General features: G+C 67.7%; 1 protein-coding gene. It reads left to right on the top strand.

Going from position 1 to position 1,392, the window contains the following annotated elements; genetic code table 11:
• On the top strand, positions 1 to 1,392 hold a 1,392-nt coding region (locus ACOQFP_RS14410), incomplete at both ends, for a DUF222 domain-containing protein (RefSeq protein ID WP_421584706.1).

The raw sequence follows: 1,392 nt of genomic DNA, 5'->3' as shown, positions 1-1,392 counted from the left end.
TGGGTATAGCTTGTGCGGTGTGAAGGCATGGGGGGATGTGTTCGAGCTCGCGGACCAGGAGTTGGTCTCCGAGCTCGCTGCCGTGACTTCCGACGAAAATGTTCTTGCTGCAGCGAGATTGACGCTGCTCGCCGAGATCGATCGCCGTGGTCTGGCGATGAAGCTCGGGCATTCGACCGTGACGCGGTGGTACGCGAGATCGGTGCGGATCACCGACGGGTCTGCTGCCCGCCAGAGTGCGTTGGGGCTGTGGCTCACCGACTGGCCCGTCGTGCTCGATGCTCTCGCCGGTAGTGAGATCCACGCGGCGCATGCCTCGGCGATCGCCGACGGGTACGCCTCGGTCGTGGTGGCCGACCCGACGCTGGACCAGCGACACCGCGAGGCCGTCGTCGCGGAGTTGCTCGAGACTGCGCGCGGTGCCACCGCCGGTCAGGTCGCCACCCGTGCGCAGGCGTTGGCGCATTCGGCGGCCGACGAGGCCAGGGTACGGCACCAGAAGGCGGAGAAACAGCGCCGCGAGTGGGAGCAGGAACAGGCCCGCCGCACCGGCGACGATGCCGATGCCGGTGCAGGTGCCGGGGACGCTGATTCGGCTGCTGCTGGTGGCGGCTATTCGGGTGCCGGTGATGGCGCTGCTGGTGGCGGTGACGGCGATGGTGGTGGTGCGGGCGTCGGCGGTGGTGGTGCGGTACCGCAGGGACCGCCTCCGGTGCCGGTGTCGGAGAACCCGGATCTCAATCGATTCGATCTGCACCCTCTCGCCGATGATCGGTTCCAGCTCAGCGGCAATGTCGACCGGTTGATGGCCGAGAAACTCCTCACCGCGCTCTCGCCGTTGACTGCGCCGCGGCCCGGTCCCGGTGGTGCACGTGATCCTCGCAGTCCGTCGAAACGCCGCGCTGATGCACTCGATCTGATGATCGACCGACACCTGCGCGGTAGGGGTACCGGCGCAGCGGGTGGGTCCCGGGCGTCGGTGCATCTCATAGTTCCGTTGCGGGACTTGCTCACCCACAGCGGCAAGCAGCAGACCGGAAGCGTCACACCGGATTCGACGGGAACGACCACCGTCGCCAGCTCGTCGGACGATGACGCCGCTGCCGCTACCGCTGCTACGGGTGGTAGTGCTGCCGGTACACGTGCCGACTGTGCCGGTGGTGCAGGTGCCGGTGCCGATTATGCCGGTGGTGCTGGTGCTGGTGATGGTGCAGGAGCCGATTGTGTCGCGGCTGATGGTGCCGGGGCTGATGGTGCTGGTGCTGGTGATGGCAGGCAGAAGTCGACGGTGGGGCCGGGAGATGTTCACTGGCCGTTCCACCTCGACTGGACCGGGCCGATGAGCCGCACCCTCGCCGAGTTGCTCACCTGCGACGCCGACCTGACCCCCGT

Origin of the sequence: Rhodococcus sp. MALMAid1271, from assembly GCF_049195265.1 — a bacterium.
Lineage (GTDB): Bacteria > Actinomycetota > Actinomycetes > Mycobacteriales > Mycobacteriaceae > Rhodococcoides.
The sequence above is the reverse complement of the archived record's forward strand: the minus strand, read 5'-3'. Positions and strand labels throughout refer to the sequence as shown.